Annotated in this window: 21 protein-coding genes and 1 tRNA gene; 15 read left to right on the forward strand and 7 right to left on the reverse strand. The window is 69.4% G+C overall.

Translation table 11 applies throughout. The features are described 5' to 3' along the window. Positions 1-175: 175 nt before the first annotated feature. The 6 genes from ACO0LU_RS06165 (at position 176) to ACO0LU_RS06190 (ending at position 5652) form a co-directional block, all read left to right on the forward strand. On the forward strand, positions 176-1585 hold the full coding sequence (locus ACO0LU_RS06165; RefSeq protein WP_424790526.1) for a transglycosylase family protein: 1410 nt from the start codon (positions 176-178) through the stop codon (positions 1583-1585). Positions 1586-1667: 82 nt separating this feature from the next. Beyond that, positions 1668-2489 carry an SDR family NAD(P)-dependent oxidoreductase gene (locus ACO0LU_RS06170; protein WP_424790527.1) on the forward strand — a complete coding sequence of 274 codons (822 nt, stop codon included), beginning with the start codon at positions 1668-1670 and terminating at the stop codon, positions 2487-2489. A gap of 2 nt (positions 2490-2491) precedes the next feature. Next, entirely contained in the window at positions 2492-3400 is a 909-nt protein-coding gene (gene rsmA / locus ACO0LU_RS06175; protein ID WP_424790528.1) for a 16S rRNA (adenine(1518)-N(6)/adenine(1519)-N(6))-dimethyltransferase RsmA, read from the forward strand. Then, positions 3397-4338, forward strand: coding sequence for a 4-(cytidine 5'-diphospho)-2-C-methyl-D-erythritol kinase (locus ACO0LU_RS06180; RefSeq protein ID WP_424790529.1), 942 nt, complete (start codon positions 3397-3399; stop codon positions 4336-4338). Before rsmA ends, ACO0LU_RS06180 begins: the two co-directional genes overlap by 4 nt. 145 nt (positions 4339-4483) lie before the next feature. Beyond that, on the forward strand, positions 4484-4723 hold the full coding sequence (locus ACO0LU_RS06185; protein WP_424790530.1) for a heavy-metal-associated domain-containing protein: 240 nt from the start codon (positions 4484-4486) through the stop codon (positions 4721-4723). A gap of 23 nt (positions 4724-4746) precedes the next feature. Further along, on the forward strand, positions 4747-5652 hold the full coding sequence (locus ACO0LU_RS06190) for an NADP-dependent oxidoreductase (RefSeq protein ID WP_424790531.1): 906 nt from the start codon (positions 4747-4749) through the stop codon (positions 5650-5652). A 22-nt stretch (positions 5653-5674) separates the two neighbouring features. Here ACO0LU_RS06190 and ACO0LU_RS06195 read toward each other — a convergent pair whose 3' ends face one another. The 7 genes from ACO0LU_RS06195 to ACO0LU_RS06225 form a co-directional block, all read right to left on the reverse strand. Next, on the reverse strand, positions 5675-6754 hold the full coding sequence (locus ACO0LU_RS06195; protein ID WP_424790532.1) for an LLM class flavin-dependent oxidoreductase: 1080 nt from the start codon (positions 6752-6754) through the stop codon (positions 5675-5677). A 27-nt stretch (positions 6755-6781) separates the two neighbouring features. Continuing rightward, the gene (locus ACO0LU_RS06200) at positions 6782-7486 is read right to left on the reverse strand and encodes a Crp/Fnr family transcriptional regulator (protein ID WP_424790533.1); all 705 of its coding nucleotides are present in this window, start codon (positions 7484-7486) and stop codon (positions 6782-6784) included. Positions 7487-7584: 98 nt separating this feature from the next. Then, positions 7585-9384, reverse strand: coding sequence for an ABC-F family ATP-binding cassette domain-containing protein (locus tag ACO0LU_RS06205; protein ID WP_424790534.1), 1800 nt, complete (start codon positions 9382-9384; stop codon positions 7585-7587). Positions 9385-9481: 97 nt separating this feature from the next. After that, positions 9482-9988, reverse strand: a complete 507-nt coding sequence (locus ACO0LU_RS06210) for a MarR family winged helix-turn-helix transcriptional regulator (protein ID WP_424790535.1) — start codon at positions 9986-9988, stop codon at positions 9482-9484. Between the two features lie 84 nt (positions 9989-10072). Continuing rightward, the gene (locus ACO0LU_RS06215) at positions 10073-11260 is read right to left on the reverse strand and encodes an ABC transporter permease (RefSeq protein WP_424790536.1); all 1188 of its coding nucleotides are present in this window, start codon (positions 11258-11260) and stop codon (positions 10073-10075) included. Then, the gene (locus tag ACO0LU_RS06220) at positions 11257-12192 is read right to left on the reverse strand and encodes an ABC transporter ATP-binding protein (protein WP_424790537.1); all 936 of its coding nucleotides are present in this window, start codon (positions 12190-12192) and stop codon (positions 11257-11259) included. Before ACO0LU_RS06220 ends, ACO0LU_RS06215 begins: the two co-directional genes overlap by 4 nt. After that, entirely contained in the window at positions 12189-12875 is a 687-nt protein-coding gene (locus tag ACO0LU_RS06225; protein WP_424788030.1) for a TetR family transcriptional regulator, read from the reverse strand. Before ACO0LU_RS06225 ends, ACO0LU_RS06220 begins: the two co-directional genes overlap by 4 nt. A gap of 138 nt (positions 12876-13013) precedes the next feature. On the opposite strand from ACO0LU_RS06225, the gene ACO0LU_RS06230 reads away from it, so the two are divergent. From ACO0LU_RS06230 to ACO0LU_RS06270, 9 genes are all read left to right on the forward strand, one after another. After that, positions 13014-13086 (forward strand) — tRNA-Gln (locus ACO0LU_RS06230). Between the two features lie 132 nt (positions 13087-13218). After that, positions 13219-14853 (forward strand): bifunctional UDP-N-acetylglucosamine diphosphorylase/glucosamine-1-phosphate N-acetyltransferase GlmU, encoded by a 1635-nt coding sequence (gene glmU, locus ACO0LU_RS06235; RefSeq protein ID WP_424790538.1) that lies wholly within the window; start codon positions 13219-13221, stop codon positions 14851-14853. Continuing rightward, positions 14850-15830 (forward strand): ribose-phosphate diphosphokinase, encoded by a 981-nt coding sequence (locus ACO0LU_RS06240; RefSeq protein ID WP_424790539.1) that lies wholly within the window; start codon positions 14850-14852, stop codon positions 15828-15830. The genes glmU and ACO0LU_RS06240 overlap by 4 nt, the downstream gene beginning before the upstream one ends. 3 nt (positions 15831-15833) lie before the next feature. Further along, positions 15834-16616 carry an HAD family hydrolase gene (locus tag ACO0LU_RS06245; protein ID WP_424790540.1) on the forward strand — a complete coding sequence of 261 codons (783 nt, stop codon included), beginning with the start codon at positions 15834-15836 and terminating at the stop codon, positions 16614-16616. A 131-nt stretch (positions 16617-16747) separates the two neighbouring features. Then, complete coding sequence (gene phnD, locus ACO0LU_RS06250) at positions 16748-17800, forward strand: phosphate/phosphite/phosphonate ABC transporter substrate-binding protein (RefSeq protein WP_424790541.1); 1053 nt, start codon at positions 16748-16750, stop codon at positions 17798-17800. Between the two features lie 65 nt (positions 17801-17865). Continuing rightward, positions 17866-18648 carry a phosphonate ABC transporter ATP-binding protein gene (gene phnC, locus ACO0LU_RS06255; RefSeq protein WP_424790542.1) on the forward strand — a complete coding sequence of 261 codons (783 nt, stop codon included), beginning with the start codon at positions 17866-17868 and terminating at the stop codon, positions 18646-18648. After that, a complete protein-coding gene (phnE, locus tag ACO0LU_RS06260; protein ID WP_424790543.1) occupies positions 18645-19469 on the forward strand; it encodes a phosphonate ABC transporter, permease protein PhnE in 825 nt (274 codons plus the stop codon). Before phnC ends, phnE (ACO0LU_RS06260) begins: the two co-directional genes overlap by 4 nt. Continuing rightward, complete coding sequence (phnE, locus tag ACO0LU_RS06265) at positions 19466-20365, forward strand: phosphonate ABC transporter, permease protein PhnE (protein WP_424790544.1); 900 nt, start codon at positions 19466-19468, stop codon at positions 20363-20365. The genes phnE (ACO0LU_RS06260) and phnE (ACO0LU_RS06265) overlap by 4 nt, the downstream gene beginning before the upstream one ends. Further along, positions 20362-21348, forward strand: coding sequence for a MurR/RpiR family transcriptional regulator (locus ACO0LU_RS06270; protein ID WP_424790545.1), 987 nt, complete (start codon positions 20362-20364; stop codon positions 21346-21348). Before phnE (ACO0LU_RS06265) ends, ACO0LU_RS06270 begins: the two co-directional genes overlap by 4 nt. Positions 21349-21381 lie beyond the last annotated feature (33 nt).

Consider the following 21381-nt stretch of genomic DNA (forward strand, 5'->3'; position numbering starts at 1 on the left):
GCGCCAACCCGTGCCGACTGGCCCTGGCCGGTCGTGAGTGCGCTCACAGACCCTGGCCGGACGGTCACAATTCGATTACAGTCGCGCGGTGACGTTGCGCCCCGCGCGACGACCGCTCAGCCACCAACTCGGCTATCCCTCCCGCCGGTGATCCGGCACGACCCGTAGGACGTTTGTGAGTCTCTTCCGTAAGTCGCGATCCGACAGCCCTGACCAATCCCGGTCCGACGTCGACGTAACCGCCGACGCCCCCGCCGCGACCGACGGTTCCCATGAGCAGCCGGACACCGGTGACCAAGCCACGGAGGACGCTGGAGCCGGCGCGGCCACGCCGCGTCGACGGCGCAGGCTGGTGGCGGCCGGGGCGCTGGTCGTGGCCCTGGGCGCAGCAGGAGGACTGACCGCCGCGGCGCACAAGACGGTCGAACTGGACGTCGACGGGCAGATCCACGAGGTGTCCACGTTCAGCCGGGACATCGAGGCACTGCTGGCGGCCGAGGGCATCGAACCGGCCGAGCGTGACCTGGTGGTGCCGGCCCCGCAGGAGCGTCTGCGCGACGGTGCCCAGGTTGTGGTGCGCAGCGCCCAGCAGGTGGAGTTCCAGGTCGAGGGTGAGTTCGAGACCCTGTGGACCACCGCGCTCTCCGCGGATGAGGCCCTGGAGCACCTCGCAGCCAGCGGCCGCGAGGTGGCCATGACCGCCTCCCGCTCCTCCGGGCGTGCCGAACTGGCCATGCCGCTGACCCAGGGTGGCCCGGTGCAGATTCACATCGACGGTGAGGAGCGCACCGTCTCACCCAGTGGCACCGCCGATCTGGCCGGTGTGCTGCGCCTTGCCGAGATCGAGATCAACCCGGCCGACCGGGTGAGCCTGAGCATGGGAGACCAGGGCACCCCCGTACTGACCGTGCAGCGGGTTCAGAACGAGCGCGTCACCCACACCGAGACCATCGAGCACGAATCGGTCCAGCGCGAGACTGCCGACCTGTACCGCGGCCAATCCCGGGTGGTAGCCGAGGGCGCCGACGGCGAACGCACGTACACCAGTGCCCAGGTCCTGGTGGACGGTGAGGTCGAGTCCACCAAGCACATCGGGGTGGAGGTCACCACCGAACCCCAGGACCGGGTCGTGGAAGTCGGCACCGCCGTACGCCCGGCGCCGCAGCCGGCCCCCACGCGTTCCAGCGGCACAAGTTCGTCGGGTTCGTCCAGTTCGTCCGGTTCCTCCGGCTCGTCGGGTTCGTCCGGTTCCTCCGGCTCGTCGGGTTCGTCCGGTTCCTCCGGCTCGTCGGGTTCGTCCGGTTCGGACTCCACCAGCGGCTCCACCGGTGGCGGCTCGGTCTCAGGTGACGTCTGGGCCCGGTTGGCCCAGTGCGAGTCCGGCGGGAACCCGCGTGCGGTCTCCCCCTCGGGCACCTACCACGGGCTCTACCAGTTCTCGGTGGCCACGTGGCAGTCCGTGGGCGGCTCGGGGCTGCCCTCGGAGGCCTCCCCGGCGGAGCAGACCCAGCGCGCTCAGGCGTTGCAGGCCCGCTCCGGTTGGGGCCAGTGGCCGCACTGCTCCTCAGTGCTCGGGCTGCGCTGACGCGAGCCGGTCCCGGGCGGGCGGGCGGTCGGTCCGGTCGCTAGGCTGACCGAGCCTGCACCGCCGACCGATGGAGTACTTGATGCCCGCACCAATTCCGGATCGTTTCACCGGTTCCACCGTCCTGGTCACCGGCGCCGGGCACGGGATCGGACGTGCCACGGCCCAACGATTCCTGGCCGAGGGTGCCCGGGTGGTGCTCGCCGACGTCGACGCCGATGCGGCGGGTGAGGTGGCCGCACAGTACCCGGGCGACCACGCCCTGGCCCTGGCCTGCGACGTCACCAACACCGAGAGTGTGAACGAGGCGGTCACCACCGGCGCCCGATGGGCCGGCGGCTTGGACGTGTTGGCGAACGTGGCCGGGGGAGCCCGGCCGCACCCCCCGATCGAGGAGATGGACGACGACGAGTGGGCGCACGAACTTGATCTGAACCTGACCGGGGTGATGCGCTGTATCCGGGCGGTGGTACCGCACTTGCGGGAGGGTGGCTCGATCGTCTCGGTCAGTTCGATCAACGGCCTCGCCGCCTTCGGCTCCGAGCCGTACTCCTCGGCGAAGGCGGGCCTGACTGCCCTGACCAGGAACCTGGCGATCGACCTGGCCGCGCGGGGGCTACGGATCAATGTGGTGGCCCCGGGCACCGTGCGCACCCGGGTGTGGGACGGTCAGCGCGGTGGTGCGGACCGGAACGCCCCGCTGATCCCGCTGGGCCGCCCCGGTGAACCCGAGGACATCGCCGCGGCGATCGCGTTCCTCGCATCCGCCGACGCGGCGTGGATCACCGGAATCACCCTGCCGGTGGACGGTGGGATGCTGACCGGTCCGCGCCAGATCACCACCACCGCCGCGTGGCGGGACTTCCTGGACGCCACCGGCGACGGGTCTGCCCTAGGGTCGTGAGTGTGAGCCCGTTCACAGCCGATGTCCGCCTGCTCACCGGCTCCGACGTGCGCGACCTCGTCCAGCGCCTGGGAGTGCGTCCCACCAAGGCGCTCGGGCAGAACTTCGTCACCGACCCCGGCACCGTGCGCCGGATCGTGCGCGCCGCCGCGGTCACCCCCGGGGAGGTGGTGGTGGAGGTGGGGCCGGGTCTGGGCTCCCTCACGTTGGGACTGTTGGACGCCGGTGCCCGGGTAATCGCGGTGGAGGTCGATCCCGTGCTGGCCGGGGCGCTGCCGGAGACGGTGGCGGTGCAGGCGCCCGGCAGCGGCGCCGACCTGACCGTGCTCACCATGGACGCGATGGACCCGGGGGAGTTGCCGGCCGATCCGCTGAAACTCGTCTCGAACCTGCCCTACAACGTGGCCGTCCCGGTGCTGTTGACCTTCCTGGAGCGTTACCCCAGCCTGCGCGAGGTCCTGGTGATGGTCCAGTCGGAGGTGGCCGACCGGCTCGCTGCACCGCCCGGATCGCGCACCTACGGGGTCCCCTCGGCCAAGGTTGCCTGGTACGCCGCGGCGGGCAGAGCCGGATCGATCGGACGATCGGTGTTCTGGCCGGCGCCCAATGTGGACTCGGCACTGGTGCGCCTGGTCCGGCGGGATCCGCCGCCCACCAGCGCCACCCGGGAGCAGGTGTTCGAGGTGATCGATGCCGCGTTCGCCCAGCGCCGCAAGATGCTGCGCTCGGCGCTGGCCGCCTGGGCCGGGACGACGACGAGGGCTGAGCAGGTGCTGCGCCGCGCCGGGATCGAGCCCACCCTGCGGGGGGAGCGGGTGGACATCACGGGCTTCGCCGCCATCGCGGCTGCCGGAGCCGAGTTGGGCAGCACCGGCGAGCGCGCCACCCAGGACGCCGAGGAGTCCCGGTGAGCGCGGCCACCATGCCCCGGCCGGATGCGGTGCACGTGCGCGCTCCCGGCAAGATCAACCTGCGTCTGCGAGTGGGCCCGGTGCGCCGGGACGGTTACCACCCGTTGGCCACGGTGTTCCAAGCGGTCAGCCTGTTCGAGGACGTGCGCGCCCGGGTCGCCGATGACATCTCCGTCAGCGTCAGCGGCCGGCACGCCGAGCAGGTGCCCACCGATGAGCGGAACCTGGCCCATCGCGCCGCCACCCTGCTGGCCGATGCCACCGGGACCAGCACGGGGGTGCACCTGCACATCACCAAGGAGGTCCCGGTGGCCGGCGGCATGGGGGGAGGCTCCGCCGACGCCGCCGCCACGCTACTGGCGTGCGATCAACTGTGGGGCACCGGGCTGGACCGGGAGGAACTGGGCCACCTGGCCGCTGAACTCGGCGCGGACGTGCCGTTCGCGCTGACCGGGCAGACCGCGCTGGGCGTGGGCCGGGGAGACATGCTCACGCCGGCGTTGGCGCGTGGGCGATACCATTGGGTGCTGGCGGTCAGCGAGACCGGGCTGCCCACCCCCGAGGTGTTTGCCTTCCTGGACGCCTCCGGGGCGATCCCGCCCAACCGTCGGGTGAGCGTGCCGCCGTCGATGATGAAGGCGTTGCTCACCGGGGAACCCAGCCGACTCACCCGTCACCTGGTCAACGATCTGGCCGAACCGGCGGTGCACCTGCGCCCAGACCTGACGCAGGTCCTGGCCGCGTTCGAGGGTACCGATGCCCTGGCCACAGTCGTCTCCGGGTCCGGTCCCACCATCGCCGCGCTCGCGGCCGATCACACCGCGGCGGTGGCGATCGCCGAGCAGGTGCGCCTGTCCCGGGTGGCCGATGAGGTGCTTGTGGTGCACGGGCCGGTGCCGGGTGCTCGGCTCACCGAGCAGGTCCGTACCGATCACTGAACCCGGCCACGAGGAACCGGGCAGGGACTGCCGTCGGACTTGACCTGTATCAAGGAGATGGAGTCCCAACGTGCGTAGTTTGAGGATCACCAGCCCGGGCGAGGTGCCCGGAACGGACCCAGACAACCACGAAGGGAGCGCCACGATGAGCGCCACCACCAGTAACACGACCACCACGATCCTGCGGGCCGAAGGTTTCTCCTGCCCCTCGTGCGTGGCCAAGATCGAAAAGCGCGTCGGCAAGGTCAAGGGCGTGGACTCGGTGAAGGTCCACTTCGCCTCGGCCCGCGTCGAGGTCGTGCACGACGCCGAGGTCGCTACCACCGACGACCTGGTCGCCGCTATTGCCAAGGCCGGCTACACCGCGCGCCCATCCGCCTTCTGAAGCCGGCCGAGGAGAATCACACGATGTCGAGGCAGTACGTCTTCACCACCTACGGCGGACCCGACGGCGAGAAGCTCACCGAACGGCCGGTGCCCGAGCCGGGCAAGGGCCAGGTGACCGTGCAGGTCAAGGCAGCCGGGGTGAACCCCGTGGACTGGAAGATCCGCCAGGGTCTGCTGGGCCGGCACGAGCCGGTTCCGGTGCCGATGGGCCGCGAGGTCGCCGGGGTGGTCACCGCGGTGGGCGCGGACGTGGCGGACTTGACGGCCGGGGACGAGGTGCTCGGGCCGGTCGCCCACGGCGAGGGCGGGTTCGCCGACCACACCCTCCTGGAGGCCGCCGACGTGGTGGCCAAGCCGGAGGACCTCACCTTCGCCACTGCCGCCCTGATCCCGGTGGCCGGAACGACTGCCTACGACCTCACCCACCAGATCGAACTGGAGGAGGGGCAGAGCCTGGTGATCCTGGGCGCCGGCGGCGGGGTCGGGCACCTGGCCGCCCAGATCGGTCGGGTGCACCAGTTCCGCGTGATCGGTGTCGCCTCCGAGGGTAAGCGGCAACTCGTAGAGTCCACCGGTGCGGTGTTCGTGGCAGCCGGTGCGGGAGCGGCCGAGGCGGTGCGTGAACTGCTGCCCGAGGGCGTGGACCTGCTGGTGGACCTGGTCGGGGGACAGGCCCTGCGTGACCTCGCCCCGGTGGCAAAGTCGCCGGCCCGGATCGTCTCCGCGGCCGACGGTGACACTGCGGTTGCGCTCGGTGGGTCGGGACGGGAGGCCGACCCCGAGTCCCTCACCAAGATCACCGATGTGATCGGCTATCAGGTGATCACGCCCCGGATCAGTCACACCTTCGGCCTGGACCAGGCCCGCGAGGCGCTGGCCCTGGTCGAGTCCGGCCACGCCACCGGCAAGGTGATCATCGAGCCCTGAGCAGCGCAGTAGGGCGTCCCGGCTAGTCGGCGCCGCCGGCGAGCAACTCGCGCACCCGCGGGATCACCTCGGTGCCGTACAGTCGGATCGCCTCCATCGTGTGGACGTGTGGCATCGGCCCGTTGCTGTACTTGAGGTCGAATCGGGACAGTCCGAGTTGACGCACGGTGCGGGCGATCTTGGTAGCCACCGTCTCCGGTGATCCGGCGAACACCGCTCCGGAGGCCACCTCGGCCTCGAAGTCGGAGCGGGTGGTCGGCGGCCAGCCACGCTCCCCGCCGATCCGGTCCCGGTTGGCCTTGAAGTGGGGGAACATCAACTCCCGCGCCTCATCGTCGGTGGCGGCCACGAATCCCGGGGCGTGCACGCCCACCGGGAGTTCCTGCAGACCGAACTCGCCCAGGGCGCGCCGGTACAAGTCGGCGAAGGGCGCGAACCGGGCCGGGTCGCCTCCGATGATCGCCAGCATCATCGGGATGTTGTAGCGCGCCGCCCGCAGCACCGACTCCGGTGACCCGCCCACTCCGATCCAGGTGCGCAGCGTCCCTGCCTCGGTCTTGGGGTAGACCTGGGCGCCCTGCAGGGGCCCCCGCACCGTTCCTTCCCAGGTGACCGGCCCCTCCGAGCGCAGGTCGGCGAACAGGTCGAGTTTCTCGCTGAACAACTTCTCGTAGTCGGTCAGGTCCAGACCGAACAGCGGGAAGGACTCGGTGAACGATCCCCGCCCCAGCGTGACCTCGGCACGACCGGATGAGATGCCGTCCAGGGTGGCCATCTTCTCGTACACCCGCACCGGGTCGTCCGAGCTCAGCACGGTGACGGCAGTGCCCAGCAGGATCTGCTCGGTCCTACTGGCGATGGCCCCCAGCACGATCTCCGGGGCGGAGATGGCGAAGTCGTCGCGGTGGTGCTCGCCCAGGCCGATCGCGTCCACCCCGACCTCGTCGGCCAGCACGCCCTGCTCGACTACCTCGCGCAGCACCTGGGCCTGGGTGCGCGGGGCGCCGGAGGTGTCGACGGTGACGTCCCCGAAGGTGTCGAGGCCCAATTCGACCTCGGAGGGGGCAAGGACCGGCTGCAGCGGAGGCGTCGACTCACTCATCCGGACACGATACGCCCGGGCGTAGGCTCAGGCGACGGCGGCCAGGTCCATCAGGGCGTCGATGTCGTGGATGATCAGCCCGCGGGCACCCCGGGTGTGGGCGATCCCGGACTGTTGCAGCTTGCGTAGTTGGCGGCTGAGCGACTCGGGCGTGGTGTCGAGCAGCGAGGCGATGTCCTTCTTCGCCAGCGGCAACTCCACCACCACCCCGTCCTCGGTGGTGGTGCCGTGCAGGGAGAGCACGTACTCGGCCAGTCGCGAGGTCACATCACCGGAGATCACCGAGGCCAGCCGGGTCTCGGTCTGGGCCAGGCGCTTGCTGACCTCCTGCAGCATCCGCATCCCGATCGAGGGGTGAGCGGCCACCAGGCGGCCGAGGTCGGCATGGCGGAACACGCACATGCTGCTCGGTTCCAGCGCGGTGGTGAAGTGATCGGGTCGAGCACCGGTCAGGAACGCCGACTCACCGACGAACTCACCCGCCCCCAGCACTCGCAGGATCTGCTCGCGCCCCTCGGCGTCGACCCGGGAGACCTTCACCGCGCCGGTGTGCACCACCATCAACTGGGAGGTGTCCGACCCGGCGGCGTAAATCTGCTCGCCGGCATCCACACTCGTGGGAGTGGCGACGTCGGCGACCTTGACCTGATCGTCAAAGTTCAGGCCATGAAACAGGGGCACCTGCACCACACACAGGTCATCCCGGCCCTGCGGGACATGGGTGTCGACCACGCTGCACCTCCTGATGCGAGTCTAGGACAGGCAACGGCTGCCGCCCGGGGGTCCTCGGCCGGCACGGGACGGGTCCGTCGAGCGTTTCCTCCGGAACGTCAGCCGGTGACGACGTCCGACAGCTCCAGCCACCGTTCCTCCAGCTGCGCGACTTCGGCCTCCAACTCACGCAGCTTGTCGGTGTGCTGTTGCAGCCCTTCGTAGTCGCTCTGGTCGTGGTCGGCCAGGCGCTGATGGACCGCCTCGATGCTGCCCGCCATCTTCACCAGTCGACGTTCGATTGCGCTGAACTCCTTCTGGGCCGCTCGACGCGCTGCGCCGGACAACGCCGACGCGTCCTCAGAGTCCGACGTCGTCCTCGCGAGGTCGGGCCGGTCGGTCTGCGTCGTCACCTGCGCCTGCCGCAGCCGCAGGTACTCATCGACCCCACCGGGCACGTGCCGCAGCCGGCCGTCAAGGATCGCGTACTGCTGGTCGGTCACCCGTTCCAGCAGGTACCGGTCGTGGGAGACGACGATGAGCGTGCCCGGCCAGGAGTCCAACAGGTCCTCCATTGCGGTGAGCATCTGGGAGTCCACGTCGTTCGTCGGCTCATCCAGTGCGATGACGTTGGGTTCGCCGAGTAGCAACAGCAGCAGTTGCAGGCGGCGCTTCTGGCCTCCGGAGAGATCCTCGACGCGGGCGGAGAGGTGTTCGCGGGAGAAACCGAGGCGTTCGAGCAGTTGCGCCGGAGTGTGGTCCTTGCCGTCGATCGTGAACGTGGTCCTGGTCCGGGCCAGCACCTCGCGTACCCGGTCGCCGCCGATCTCGGCGAGTTGGGAGAACTGCTGGTCCAGCACACCGATCCGCACCGTCTTGCCGTGCTTGACGCGCCCGGTTGTCGGCTGCAGCGTCCCACAGATCAATCCCAACAGGGTCGACTTGCCCGCCCCGTTCGCGCCGAGGACGCCGGTGCGCTCACCGGGCGCGAGTCTCCAGGTGATGTCCCGCAGCACCTCGTGGTCACCGAAACTCACCGAGACGTCCTCGATGTCCACCACGTCCTTGCCCAACCTGGCCACGGCGAGTCGTTGCAGTTCGATCGGGTTGCGCGCCGGGGGGACGTCCTCGATGAGCTGGTTCGCGGCGTCGATGCGGAACTTCGGCTTGGACGTGCGGGCCGGTGCTCCGCGGCGCAGCCAGGCCAGTTCCTTGCGCATGAGGTTCTGCCGTTTCGCCTCGCTCGCCGCCGCCATCCGGTCGCGCTCGACCCGTTGCAGCACGTAGGAGGCATACCCGCCATCGAACGGCTCGACGATCCCGTCGTGGACCTCCCACGTCTGGGTGCACACCTCATCGAGGAACCAGCGGTCGTGGGTGATCACCAGCAGCCCGCCGGCGCTTTTCGCCCATCGCCGCTTGAGGTGCTCGGCCAGCCAGGCGACGCCCTCGACGTCCATGTGGTTCGTCGGCTCGTCGAGGGCGAGCAGGTCCCAGTCGCTCACCAACAGAGCAGCCAGGGCGACCCGGCGCCGTTGCCCACCACTCAGGTCGGCGATCCTCGTCTCCCACGGGATATCGGAGGCCAGGCCGCCGATCACGTCGCGGGCGCGGGCGTCGCGCGCCCACTCGTGTTCGGGCCCGTCGCCCACGATCGAGCGGCCGACCGTCTCTTCCGGATCGAGGTCGTCGCGCTGGTCCAGCACCCCGAACCGCACCCCGCCGCGACGCGTCACCCGGCCCGCGTTCGGCTCGATCTGTCCGGACAACATCCCCAGCAGGCTCGACTTGCCGTCACCGTTACGCCCGACGATCCCGATCCGATCGCCTTCCTCCAGCCCGAGCGTCACCGACTCGAAGACCACGCGCGTCGGGTACTCCAGACGCAGGCCCTCGGCTCCAAGCAGATGGGCAGCCATCAGACCACCACCTCGGCGGATTGCTCATCCGGGACGTAGGGGGTTGCCCGCACGGCGGTGGATCCGATCCCGTTCGTGACCAGCCCGAGCAGACGACTCATGCGCCGGGGCTCTCGAACTGCACGAGCAGGTGCCGCAGGAGGTCGGCCAGGTGGGTCTGCTCGGTCGGCGGCAGTGTCTTCAGCGCGTCCGCCTCGATGCGCAGCAGGTCGCTCATCGCAGCATCCACCGTGGCCATGCCCTCCTTGGTCAACCGCACCTGCACCACCCGGCGGTCGGCGGGGTGGGCGGTTCGCACCACCAGGCCGTGCACCACGAGCCGGTCGATCCGGTTGGTCATGGTGCCGGAGGAGACCATGGTCTGGTTCATCAGCACACCCGGGGTGAGCTGGTAGGGCTCCCCGGCCCGACGCAGTGCGGTGAGGACGTCGAACTCCCAGACTTCCAGATGGTGCTGGGCGAACGCGGCGCGGCGGGCACGGTCCAAGTGCCGGGCCAGGCGGGTGATCCGGGAAAACACGGACAGGGGCAGTGTGGGCAGATCGGGGCGCTCCCGATGCCAGGCGGCGACGATCCGATCCACCTCGTCCTGTGGTGTGCCCATACCCCGAGATTACTCGACATCGAGATATCGCACGTGTGGCGGTCCGTCGGGGGCCAGGGGAGTGGTCGGCCCGATGAGGAACGCTCAACTTCGCAGGGCCTCGCGCAGTTTCATCCGGCCACCGGTGGTGAGCACGGCGCGGGAGTAGATCCGCCCGCCGAGCCAGATCAGCACCGGGATGAGCACCAGCGCCCCCACCACCGCCACGATCAGGTCGGTGGCGGGCACCTCGGTGAAGGCCTGCCGCGGCGGCATCATGAACGGGGCGAAGAAGGGGATCTGGGACAACACCCGCACCAGCAGGGAGTCGGGGTTGGACGGCACCAGCCAGATGCCCAGGTAGAACGGGGCCATCATCAGGATGAACAACGGTGTGGTGACCGATCCGATGTCCTCCTGACGCGAGACCAGCGCCGCGACGCCGCCCACCAGTACCGCGTAGAGACCGAACCCGAGCACGAACCACACCAGCAGCCAACCCAGGGAGGCTGCGATATTGACCTGCACCCCGTCCAGCAGGCCCGTGGCGAGGGCCGTGAGGGTCCCGGCGGTGGCGAACAGCGTGACCTGGACCACCCCGACCACGCCGATACCCAGCACCTTGCCGGCCATCAGCACCCCGGGCCGGATCGTGGCCAACAGGATCTCCACCACCCGGCTGACCTTCTCCTCCACCACCCCCGTGGCGATCATCTGGGTGGTCTGCAACAGCGCGAACAGCAGCAGCGAGACCATCACGAACGCTACGACGATCCTGATCGGGTCCAGATCGGTGCCGGTCTCGATTACCTGCAGGGAGGGAACGGCCCCGGCCAGTTCGGACTGAGCCTGCGCCGGGTCCCCGCCCAGGGAGGTGACCAGTTCGGTCAGCGCGTACTGCTGCGTGGCATTGGTGATCGCCGACATCAACTGCACGCCCGGGATGCCGTCCACCGTCACCACCGGTCTCGCCGGTGGCCCGGACAGGTGAGCCGCCAGGTCCCCGTCCAGGACCTGCTGATCCGCGGCGTCGACCTCGACCGCGACGACCTCGAGGTTCATCCCCGCCTGGGCCCCGGTCTGCTCCAGCGCCGGGGTGAGGGAGGCGGTCTCCTGCGCCACACCCACCCGGGTGGCGGAGCTGTCCCGGCTGGCCAGCAACAACGACAGCGCCAGCACACCGCCTACGATCAGCACCACCACCACCACCGTGGCGATGATCGTGGCCTTGGACAACAGCCTGGTGCGGATCTCCCGGCCTGCTACTAGCGTGATCGCGCCGAACGTACTCATGCGGCGCTCCCGGTGCCGCCGTCATCGGCGTCGCTGTCCGTGGTGACCACGTTCCGGAACAGGTCCACCAGCCTCGGACGGATCAGCGCGAACTCCCGCACACCGCCGTGCGCCAGGGCGGCGTGCAGCAGGGGTTGCTCGGCGTCGGTGCCGGGCTGCAGCAGTTCGATCACAGTCTCCGCGCCGTCCTGACTGAGCACGCGGGTGCCCGGGACCGCATCCGCCCAGCCCGCTGGTGCGTTGCTGACCACCCGCCAGCGCTGGGTGGGCGTGGTGCGCAACTCGTCGATCGTGCCCACCGCGGCCATCCGCCCGTTGCTGATCACACCGACGCGATCACACAGGCGCTCCACCAGGTCCAGTTGGTGTGAGGAGAACACCACCGGCACCCCCTCGGCGGCGCGTTCGCGTAGCACCTGACTCATCACGTCCACGGCCACGGGGTCCAGCCCGGAGAAGGGTTCGTCGAGCACCAGCACCTTGGGGTTGTGTACCAGCGCGGCAGCCAACTGGACCCGCTGCTGATTGCCCAGGGAGAGTTTCTGGACCTCGTCCCCGCGCCGGGAATCGATGGCCAGTACCTGCGTCCAGCGCTCCATCGCCGCCGTGGCCTCCGGCTTCGACATCCCGTGCAGCCTTGCCAGGTAGACGAGTTGGGAGCCCACCTTCATCTTCGGGTACAGGCCGCGCTCCTCGGGCATGTAGCCCACCTGGCGTCGGGCCCGCAGGTCCAGTTCGGCGCCGTTCCAGCGCACCTGGCCGGAGTCGGCCGCGAGTACCCCCAGCACGATGCGCATCGCCGTGGTCTTACCGGCGCCGTTGGAACCGACGAATCCGAGGATCTCTCCGGCCCCGACGGCGAAACTCAGGTCCGTCAGGGCTCGCAGGGAACCGTAGGACTTGTTCAGGCGATCCAGTTCCAGATGGCTCACCCGCGCGCGCTTCCCTCTGGGGCGGCCGGGGGGGTGGCCGCCGGGCCGTGGGTGCCCCGGGCCCAGCGCTGCGCGCTGACCCGCAGCGCCGCCGGCGTCAGGGTGGGATCACGCTCCAGGCCGCGCAATCCGTTCCAAGCCAGGTTCACCAGATGCGCGGCTACCTGTTGCTTGTCCGGGCTGCGCGTCTCCAGCCACCACTGCCCGGTGAGGGCGATCATGCCCACCAGCATCTGGGCGTAGATGGGGGAGGTCTCGGCCGGCAGGCCCTGGCGTTCGAACGTGGAGGCCAGGATGTGCTCGACCTGGCTGGCCACGTCCCCGATCAGGGAGGAGAACGTCCCGGTGGCCTGGGCCACGGGGGAATCGCGCACCAGGATCCGGAACCCGTCGGTATGGGTCTCGATGTAATCCAGCAACGTCAGAGCGGTGGCCTGGACCGTCACCTTCGGGTGGCCGCCGCGTTCCAGCGCGCCGGTCAACGCCGCCAGCAGGGTTTGCACCTCACGGTCCACGATGACGGCGTAGACGCCCTCCTTGCCGCCGAAGTGCTCGTACACCACGGGTTTGGACACCTGGGCCCGGGCGGCGATCTCCTCGACCGAGGTGGAGTCGAACCCCTTCTCGGCGAACAGCGAACGCGCCACATCCAGGAGTTGCTCACGGCGTTCGCGTGCACTCATGCGAGCCCGCGGAGGGCGTCTGCTCGACTCGGTCACGGAATCATCCTGCCTGACGTCGGTTCCGCTGCGAGACACTACAGTAGGCTCCGACGCTGGTGCAGACGTTCCCGGGCCCTGGGCACGGGAACCTCGCAGCATTCCGCCCTGGTGTAATTGGCAGCACGCCGGCCTTTGGTGCCGTGTGGTCCGGGTTCGAGTCCTGGGGGCGGAGCCCTTGCCGCCGTACCGGGTCGTGTTCTTCGCCGCCCGGTTCGCGCCCCCCGGATTCCACCGAGCGGGGTGGACGTGATCACCACCACCATGGGGCTGAGCACCCTGGCAGCAGAGCAGTACAGTGGAGCGTGTGAGCCGACCCGCCCCTGCTGCTGTTGTCATTCTTGCTGCCGGCCAAGGCACCCGCATGCGGTCGGCCAGGGCCAAGGTGCTGCACCCGATCGGGGGAGTGTCCCTGCTCGGCCACGTGCTTGCCACCGCCCGCGCAGTCGAGCCCGAGCACTTGGTCACCGTGGTCCGCCACCAGCGCGACCAGGTGGCCGAGCACATCGAGACCCTGGATCCCGACGTGCTGATCGCCGACCAGGACGAGATCCCCGGCACCGGCCGTGCCGTGCAGTGCGGCCTGGCTGCGCTCGACCTGGCCGCCCAGGGCCGGGCCATGGCCACCAGCGACCAGCGCGAGGAACTTCCCAGGGCGGATGAGATCGCCATCAGTGGCACCGTGGTCGTCCTTCTCGGTGACGTCCCGCTGCTGCAGCCGCAGACTGTGCAGGAGGTGCTGGACACCCACCACGAGCAGGGCAACGCGGTGACGGTGCTGACCACGCACCTGCCCGATGCGAGCGGGTACGGGCGGATCGTGCGCGATCAGGACGGGGCGGTCACCGGCATCGTCGAGCACGGTGACGCCACCGCCGGGCAGCGCGCCATCACCGAGATCAACTCCGGGGTGTTCGCCTTCGACGCCGCGGTGCTGCGCGACGGCCTGGGTCAGGTCGATGCGGGCAACAACCAGGGTGAGGTCTACCTGACCGACGTGCTGGCCCACGCCCACCGCGCCGGACACCGCGTGGGCACGGTGGTGGTGGCCGACTCCCTGCAGGTCGAGGGCGTCAACGACCGGGTGCAGCTGGCCACCCTGGGTGCCGAACTCAACGCCCGCACTCTGCGGCACTGGATGCGCGCCGGGGTCAGCATCGTGGATCCGACCAGCACCTGGGTGGACGTGGGTGTGGAACTGGAACCCGACGTGACGCTGCTACCCGGCACCCAGCTGCACGGTCAGACCCACGTGCTGACCGGGGCCACCATCGGACCTGACACCACCCTGACCGACGTTCAGGTCGGCCCGGGTGCCACCGTCATCCGTAGCCACGGCGAACGGGCCCAGATCGATGCCGGCGCCACCGTGGGTCCCTTCGCGTACCTGCGCCCGGGCACCGCGCTGGGCGAGCGGGGCAAGATCGGAGCGTTCGTGGAGACAAAGAACGCCCAGATCGGGGCGGGTTCGAAGGTGCCGCACCTGTCCTACATCGGCGACGCCACGATCGGACGCGAGACCAACATCGGCGCCGCCTCGGTGACGGTGAACTACGACGGCGTGACGAAACGGCGCACCACGATCGGAGACCATGCCCGCACTGGTGCGGACAACATGTTCGTGGCTCCGGTGACGGTGGGCGATGGCGCCTACACCGGCGCCGGGACCGTGCTACGCCGCGACGTGCCACCCGGTGCGCTGGGCATCTCCGGGGGGCAGCAGCGAAACATCGAGAATTGGGTGTTGAGCAGACGAGCGGGAACCCCGGCCGCCCAGGCTGCCCAGGCCGCACTGGAGGCCGATGACCGCGACGGGGCCTCCGCGGAGCTGTCGCCCCAGGCGCAGGCCGAGCGGAGCCGGGCCGGCACGACGAACAACGCGGCGGATCAGGACACAGCAGCGAACCGGCACGGATCGGCACACCTGGATGAGGAGCGATGACCGGGATCACGAGTTATGGCGAGAAGCGGCTGGTGCTGGTCTCGGGCAGGGCGCACCCCTCGCTGGCGGCCGATGTGGCCGACGAACTGGGAATCGAGATGGTGCCCACCACCGCCTATGACTTCGCCAACGGGGAGATCTACGTCCGGTTTGCCGAGAGCGTGCGCGGTGCCGACGTGTTCGTTTTGCAGTCCCACACCGCCCCGATCAACCAGTGGATCATGGAGCACCTGCTGATGGTCGATGCCCTCAAGCGGGCCTCGGCCAAGCAGATCACCGCGGTGGTGCCCTTCTACGGGTATGGCCGCCAGGACAAGAAGCATCGCGGTCGCGAGCCGATCTCGGCCCGGCTGGTCACCGACCTGTTCGCGACCGCAGGCGCGGACCGGCTGATGAGCGTGGACCTGCACGCCGCTCAAACCCAGGGCTTCTTCGACGGGCCGGTGGACCACCTGTGGGCGATGCCGATCCTGACCGAGCACGTTCGCACCCGGGTGGACACCTCCAACGTCACCGTCGTCTCACCCGACGCCGGGCGGATCCGGGTCGCCGAGCACTGGGCGGCCAAACTTGGTGGCGGACCATTGGCATTCGTCCACAAGACCCGCGATATGGGCCGGCCCAACCAGGCCGTGGCCAACCGCGTGGTCGGTGAGGTGGAGGGTCGCGACTGCGTGCTGGTCGATGACCTGATCGACACCGGCGGCACCATCTCCGAGGCGGTCAAGGTGCTCGAGGGCGCCGGCGCGGCCTCGGTGATCGTGGCCGCCACCCACGGGGTGCTCTCCGACCCGGCCGCCCAACGGCTCTCGGAGTGCGGAGCCCGGGAGGTGGTCGTCACCGACACCTTGCCCATCACGGCCGAGCAGCGCTTCGACACCCTCACCGTGCTGTCCATAGCCCCGCTGATCGCACGGGCCATCCGCGAGGTCTTCGACGACGGGTCGGTGACGTCCTTGTTCGACGGCAACGCCTGACCAGTGACGCCTGATCGCGCTCGGCCGGCTCCTCCCCGCACCGCCGCCGCCGCTGCTGCGCCTTCGCCCCGGCCGGTCCTGGTGCTGGACTTCGACGGGACCGTATGCGTGGGCGACGCCCCGGTGCTGGATTACGCCGAGCAGGTGGCCGGCCGGCTACCGCCGTCGGGCCGGGAGCGGGTACGCACCGGGATCAGGGAGTTCCTGGCCGGGAGCCGGGCCCTGCCCGACTGCGAGGACGGGTACCAGGCGGTGGTGGCCCTCAGCGGCCAGGACCTGTCCCAGGAGGACCTGTCCGCGGCCTATCTCGCCTCCCGGGCGGAGTTGGACGTCGACGCGACGCATCCGCCCAAAGGGCTGACGCAACTCCTGGACGAGTTGCGTGCCGCCGGTGTGGTCGTGGTCCTGGTGACCAACGCGCCGTTGGTCGGGGTGGATGTGTGGCTGGCCCGGCACGAGGTGGCCGAGCGGCTCGACGCCGTGGTACCCGACGCCGGTAAGCCGGCCCGGATGCGCGCGGTACTCAGTGGCATCCTGACCGAATTCGGGGCCGAACCGGCGCACCTGGCAAGCGTGGGTGACGTGTGGCGTAACGACATCGAACCGGCGATGGCGTTGGGCGGGGTCGGGATGTACCTGGACCGCTTCGGTGCGGGGCTGGGGCCGGCCAGCCGGACCGAGACCACGTTCGAGGCGATGTACCCGCACATCCGCCGCTGGGCGCGTGATGCCGGCGCGGTGGCGGACGACCGCACCGGTGCGGACACCCAGAGTTCACCCAATTGAGACCTTCCGGGCCTTCCGCCGGAACCGGAGCGTGAACTAGCGTGAAACGTGCGTTCACAAGCGCGTGTGCCCGACGAAACGTTGTTGCGCGGGATCTGTAGCCGACCGAGTTGAAGAACAAGGAACCTCCGATGAAGCGAACCACGACCTGGGCGGCGCTGGCCGCCGCCTCCCTGCTCGTCCTGAGTGCGTGCGGCAACGGGGCCGACGACACCGACGCGGACACCGACACCAACGGCGCGGCCGAGGATGTCACCGAGGACGACGGCGACGACGCCGACTCTGCTGATGGCGCCGGGGAGGACCCCGACACCCTCGTCCTGGGCCTGGTGCCATCCCAGGACATGGACAAATTGGTGGAGGACGCCGACATGCTGGGCGACCTGCTCTCCGAGGAACTCGGCATCGAGGTCGAAGCGGTGGTGACCGAGTCCTACAATGCCTTGATCATCGCGATGGAGACCGGTCAGGCCGACATCGGCATGTTCGGACCGATCGCCCTGGTCCAGGCTGCCGACCGAGCCGGCGCCGAGATCGTGCTGCAATCGGTGCGCTTCGGGTCGCCCACTTATCACACGCAGTGGTTCACCAACGACCCCGACACCTACTGCCTGGACGATGTGGTCGAGGTGGAGCAGGAGGACGGTGCGATCTTCACCTTCTGTAACGGCACCGACAGTGCCGATGCCGGTCCGGTGGGCGAGGACGCCCTGGCACTGATCGATGGGGACACCCTCATCTCGATGGTGGACGCCAACTCCGCGTCCGGTTACTACTACCCGGCCACCCAACTCGAGCGTGTGGCCGGCCTGGACGCGCTGGGGCTGAACACCCAGTTCGCCGGAGGCCACCCGAACTCCATCCTGAACGTGGCCGGTGGTGACTACCCGGTCGGGGTGAGTTTCGACGACGCTCGCGACAACGTGGTGGAAGAGGATCCCGAGATCGGTGAGAAGGTCACCGTGTTCGCGTGGTCCGATGAGATCCCGAACGACGGCGTCGCCGTCGCCGGCTCCCTGTCGGGCGACCTGCAGCAGCGGATCGCCGACGCCATGATGGCGGTCATCTCAACCGAGGACGGCGCGCATGCCTTCGATGAGGTGTACAGCATCGAGGACCTGGTCCCGGCGGACCTGGACGCGCTGGATGCCGCCCGCCAGGTGGAGTCCAACTTCGGCGAGTGACCATGACCGGGGGGAGCGGAGGAGCACTCCGCTCCCACCGGTGTGTGGCCTGTGAGGAAGCAGCGATGATCGAGTTCTCCGACGTGTCCGTGACCTACCCCAACGGGGTGAAGGGGTTGGACGGTGTGGACCTGACGATCCCGGATGGCCAGTTCGTGGTCGTGGTCGGGTTGTCCGGTGCCGGTAAATCAACCCTGGTGCGGTCCATCAACGGCCTGGTTCCCGTCACCGGAGGTGATCTGACCGTCGACGGGGAGTCGGTCAAGGGTGCCGGACGGCGCAAACTGCGGGCGCTGCGCTCGGACATCGGGATGATCTTCCAGTCCTTCAACCTGGTGCGGCGCACCTCGGTGATGAACAACGTCCTGATGGGGCGGTTGCATTCCACCGGTACGCTGCGGTCCTCCCTGGCGTTGTACTCCAAGGCTGACAAGGAACTCGCCTTCACCGCGCTCGAGCGGGTGGGCATCGTGGAGAAGGCGTGGGTCCGCGCCTCCCAACTCTCCGGCGGTCAGCAGCAGCGGGTAGCGATCGCCCGGGCGCTTGCCCAGGACCCCAAGATCATGCTCGCTGACGAGCCGGTGGCCTCCCTGGACCCGCCGACGGCGAACCAGGTGATGAAGGATCTGGAGCGGATCAACCGGGAACTGGGCATCACCACGGTGGTGAACCTGCACTTCCTGGACCTTGCACGCCGATACGGCCAGCGGATCATCGGTATGCGCTCGGGCAAGATCGTCTTCGACGGGACCGGTGAGGAAGCCGACGACGAAGTCTTCGAACGCATCTACGGTCGATCCCTGACCGCGGATGACGTGATCGCCAAGGAGCCCGGAGCGATCGCGTGAGCACCACCGCCACTGCTGATCGACCCGCCGCGGCGGCACCAGCACGGCCGCGCAAACCCAAGCCCAGCCCCGCGGTCATCGGGGGCCTGACCATCACCGCCGCGATCACCGTGTGGGCGGGTTGGTCGATCGACTTCACGCTGATGCCGTTGTTCACCGATGTCACCCGCGGCCGGCACGTCATCGCCGAGTTCTTCGACCCCGACTGGGCCTTCCTGACCCGTGCGGTGGTGATCGAGTCGTGGCTCACCACGCTCTTCATCGCCATCCTGGCCACCGCGGTGGGCTGCGCGATCGGGTTGGGGATGGCGATGCTCGCCAGCAAGACGTCGGCACCGAACAAGGCCACGTACCAGGTGTCCAAGGCGGTGCTGTCGGTGCTGCGGGCCCTGCCCGATGTGGCCCTGGGCTCGCTGTTCGCCGCGATCGTGCTGCCCGGCCCCCTCGCCGGCATTCTGGCGCTGATCATGTTCAACATCGGGGTGATCGCCAAGCTCACCGGCGAGACCGCCGATGCTGTGGACCCCGGGCCGATCGAGGCGGTGGAGGCCGGCGGTGGCAACCGGATCCAGCGGGCCCGGTGGGCGATCTTCCCGCAGATCGCTCCGAACTACCTGTCCTACTGCTTCTACGTGTTCGAGTTGAACCTGCGCGCCTCGGTGGTCATCGGCATCGTCGGCGGTGGCGGCATCGGCGCACTGATCAGCACGTTGCTCGGGCAGTTCCAGCACGAGCGCCTCGGTGCGATCATCGTCAGCCTGTTCGTGGTGGTGTTCGTGCTTGACCAAGCCTCCCGCGCGGTGCGACGGAGGCTGACATGAGCGACCGGACAACGAGACCGCGCGCCGGCAGCCCGACTCACACCGGGGGCACCCGGCCGGCTCCGCCATCCAAGACCCGCAAGACGCTCGCGATGATCCTCACCCTGGTCATCATCCTGGTGGCGCTCTGGCAGGTGGACGCCAACTGGCCGCGACTGGCCAACCTGTTCACCACCGGGCCGGAGTACTTCCGGCTGATGACCCAGGGCGTGCTGCAGAACCCGTTGGTGGATCCGAACACCGAGTACTGGTCCCGTGCGACCTCGCTGATGATCGAGTCGCTGCACATGGCGTGGATCGGCACCATGCTCGGGGCGTTGCTGTCCTTCCCGATGGGATTCCTGGCCGCCTCCAACGTCTCACCCAGGGCCGTGGTCTTCGTGACACGGCAGATCCTGAACATCATCCGCGCGATCCCCGAGTTGATCCTGGCGATCGCGGTGATGCTCCCGATCTTCGGCCTCGGACCGCTCGCCGGCGCGATGGCCCTGGGGGTGGGCGCTGTGGGCACGCTGGGGAAACTGACCTCGGAGGCGATCGAGGGGATCGATCTGGGGCCGGTGGAGGCCGCCCGTGCCGCCGGGGCGAACAAGTGGCAGGTGCTGCGTTGGGGGATCACCCCGCAGGTGATGCCGGAGATCATGGCGTTCTGGCTGTACCGGTTCGAGATCAACATCCGCGCCGGGGCGATCCTGGGGTTCCTCGGTGCCGGAGGGATCGGATCGTTGCTGAGCCAGTTGTTCAACGTACGGGCCTGGGACCGGATCGGCATCACGCTGATGGTGATCATCCTCATCACCGTCCTGGTGGACCAGATCTCCGCGCGGGTGCGAGCCCGGATCATCTCCGGTGACCCCAGGGCCACGCTGGTCGAGGTGGATGCCGAGGTGGTATGAACACCGGACCGCAGGTTCCCGAACTGGGCTCGGTTCCGGGGCGGATCCGGGCCGGGATGGCGCTGCTGCACCCGAGCGAGTTGCGGGTAGCCGAAGTCATCGCGAGCCGTCCGGAGTGGGCGATCGAGGCCTCGGCGCAGGAAGTAGCCGATGCAGCCGGGACCTCGCGCGCGACCGTGGTGCGTACCGCCCAGCGGCTGGGCTTCACCGGCTACCCCCAACTGCGGGTCCTCCTTGCCCGGGATGTGGGCGCGATGTCCCCGCTCGGGCGTCGGTGGGACGAGGCGGATGCCGAGTCGGCGGGCAAGGTCGGGGGACCGGCGGGAGCCGACCCGGACGCCGGCCCGTTCGAGTTGCCCGGCCCGGCCGGTCCGGACGACGCCATCGGCCTGGTTCGTGAGTACCTCGCCCAGGTGCGCACGGCGGTGGAGCATCTTCCGTCCCTGCTGCCCGAAGCCGATGTGGTGCGCGCTGTGGATCTGTTGCACCGGGCACGCAGCGTCCTGGTGGTCGGCACCGGACTCTCGGAGCCGATCGCGCTGGAGGCGGCGTTGCGGTTGAACGCCACCGGGATCCTCGTCGAGGCGCCGCCGGACCGGGTCCTGCGCGGTACCCGTGCCCGGGCGCTGACCGAGGCCGATGTGTGCCTCGCGATCAGCGGGTCGGGTAGCACCCGGGACACCCTCCAGCCGGCCCGGGCCGCCGCGGCGGCGGGAGCCAGCGTGATCGCGCTGACCGCGACCACTCCCAGTCCGCTGGGGGATGTCGCAACGGTGGCGCTGGTGGCATCGATGGGTGTGAGTGCCTCGTTGGGTACGGGCACGTTCGCCGAGGAGATCACCCGCACCCCGAGACTGCCCCAGACCATCGTGGTGAATGCGCTCGTGCATGCGCTGATCGCGCGCGATCCCCAGCGTGCGCAGGCAGCACAGAACCGGATGCTGGAGGTCATCGGCGACGCCTTCGCCCAGGACCCCCTCTGAGCGTGTGTGCTCGCACACCTTCGCCCTGCCCGG

It is taken from the genome of Pseudactinotalea sp. Z1748, assembly GCF_049725185.1.
Taxonomy (GTDB): Bacteria; Actinomycetota; Actinomycetes; order Actinomycetales; family Beutenbergiaceae; genus CALKWS01.